Below are 2,458 nucleotides of genomic sequence, written 5' to 3'. Positions count from 1 at the left end.
AGCCCCGGTGGGCCGCTGGCGAGGTGCCCGGAATGGGTCCTTTTCCAGCGGCCTCCGGTCCGAACCGGACGTGCACCTTTAGGTGCATCCGGCTCTCCAGTGACTACTCTGCGTGTTTAGCTGCGAGCATGCTGCCATGGACTTCGGCATGGCAAGAGGTGCAGACAACGAGTGTCTTTCGGTACATTCTCTGCATGACCTGGGCCCATTCTGGCTTAGGGTTAGGCAGTGCTCTGATTTCTGCGAGATTACGGACCTGATGAACCTGAACTTCGGTCCGATCCTCGCAGAGTTCGCACCTGCGTGACCGAATTCGCTCGATTAGCTGTTTTCCTCTCTTTCGCGACAGAGGAGCAGGAGGTCGGTCATTGATCGTCACTTTTCGATCACGGACCAGAGGTATGCCACCAAAGCGTGCTACCAGTGACTTCCTTCCTGGGCGCTGCTTTTCGGCCTCGAAGCACCGCCGTTTTCCCCTTGGGGTTTCGATGGTGGTAGCAAACCTGCGGGCCATTTTTGTCACCGTCGATCGGTGTTTGGCCGCTAAGGTCTTGAGCATCGAGGTCAACATTACGCCTTTGAGACGCTCCAGTTTAAAGACGTCTCCGGCCAGAAGGTAATACTGGACAATTCCCCTATACTGCACCCCGTAGCGAGTAACGATATCGTGGTCGTCAAGGCTCGTCAGGTGGGGCAGGTAAGCAGGTTTTCCGCTGCTGTAGTACGGGGCACACTTTTCCCTGATGACCGCTCTGGGCACATGGAGCCGTATCTTTCCGTTGGACGCTCGCTTGCGGTCACGGCGTCCGTGGCTTATTTTCCGATCGCATCTCATGGTCGATATCTCATAGCCGAGAAACCTGGCCCGTTGGCTGCGAGCATGGGTGATCAGCGTCTTTTCCTCGCTGAGTTCCAAGTGGAGTTCATCCCTCAGAAACTTAGCGAGCTGATGTTTGACCTGTTCCGCTTCTGATCGAGGCCCAATGAAACCCAGAAGGTGGTCGTCGGCGTACCTGATGTAGCGCAGCCTTCGATATCCGGGATCCTGAGTGTCCCCGGATGGCAAACGGCGGAGCTCCTTTCGCAGGGACCGGAACTGCCCTAGCTCTCCTTTCATTTCATGACGGGCATGGCTTTTCTTGAGCCGGTTGATCTTGTTTTCCACCTTGTGATAATCAGGGTTCCTTCTCCTGCTCTTCCCCCGCGTGTTTTGAGGAAGGAGAACTTTCTCGACATAGCTATCTAATCGATCCAGATAGATGTTAGATAGGATCGGTGAGGCCACACCACCCTGAGGTGCTCCTGACAAGGTGGAGTGGTACTCCCAGTCTTCTATGTACCCCGCCTTAAGCATCTTGTGGATGAGGCGCAGGAACCTGTTGTCGTGGATCTTTTCGCCGAGTATCCGGATCAGAACTCCATGGTCCATTGACCCGAAACAGTCGGCGATGTCACCTTCGATGAACCAGGTTGTCCCCGTCCAGTTGTTCTGGATATCGAGAAGTGCCGTGTGGCATCCACGTTGGGGACGAAAACCATGTGATCGGGCAGAGAACTGAGGTTCATAGTAAGACTCCAACAGAAGTCGCACCACTTCACCAACAAACTTGTCCGACCAGGACGGCAATCCAAGAGGGCGCATCTTTCCATCCTTTTTGGGAATGTATGTGCGCTTGGCCGGTGTGAACGAGTACGTTTCACCTTTCATCGATCTGATGATGCCTTCGATCTTGGAAAACGACATGCCGTCCGCTGTTTCCCCGTAGACTCCAGGCGTCATCGCTCCCTGGTTGGAGTACAAGCGCCCGTAAGCCATGAGATACAGATTAGGATTGAATAGCTGCCGGTAGAGTTCATTGCATGGCAGGCCTCGCCTGCCACGCTCACGGAGGACACCGAGAACCGTTTCGGCGTTCTGCATTTCGCATACCTCTCGGCTGTTAAGTGTCCGTGTCACCTGGCCCCCTTCGCCCTGTGGAAGGTTTTCCCTTCCTCCTCGGCAGGTCGTGACTCCTGCGACTACTACGGGGCCTCCGTCACCGTAGGACTCGCGCCCCTTAGGTGATCCCATGTTCGTCTTTGTTGTACGTTCTAGCGAGACTTAGGTGCCCCACTCATCTCCTTGAATCCCCTCATTGAGGATCGCTCAACGCCCCGAAGGTTGCGTCCACCACGCAATTATGCAGACGCAGGGCGCGCGTTGGTGTACAGGTGCCTTTCCAACGGATGCAAACAATTCCATCTTCTGGAGATTGGGGTTCAGGCAGTCTAGCTTTCACCGTATCTCGCGGGCCCTCATAGCGCGTCGTTTCATGCACCTGAACACGACCGCTGGTTTTCTGGCATGCTGTTGTCCCGTCCGCCTATTTCGGCTTCGGGTAAGCCATTGGGCCCAAGAACCTCCCTTCGAGTTCCTCCCGGATGTTCCGGGGATACAACAAAGCGCCTCATGGCGCAC

The 2,458-nt window shown here is 55.4% G+C and carries 1 protein-coding gene; it reads right to left on the bottom strand.

Annotated elements, in window-relative coordinates:
- Nucleotides 1-103 precede the first annotated feature (103 nt).
- Nucleotides 104-1,921 (bottom strand): reverse transcriptase/maturase family protein, encoded by a 1,818-nt coding sequence (locus BQ8420_RS16865; protein ID WP_200815964.1) that lies wholly within the window; start codon nucleotides 1,919-1,921, stop codon nucleotides 104-106.
- Nucleotides 1,922-2,458: the final 537 nt, after the last annotated feature.

Origin of the sequence: Nocardiopsis sp. JB363 (assembly GCF_900143625.1) — a bacterium.
In the GTDB taxonomy this organism is placed as follows: domain Bacteria; phylum Actinomycetota; class Actinomycetes; order Streptosporangiales; family Streptosporangiaceae; genus Nocardiopsis.
The sequence above is the reverse complement of the archived record's forward strand: the minus strand, read 5'-3'. Positions and strand labels throughout refer to the sequence as shown.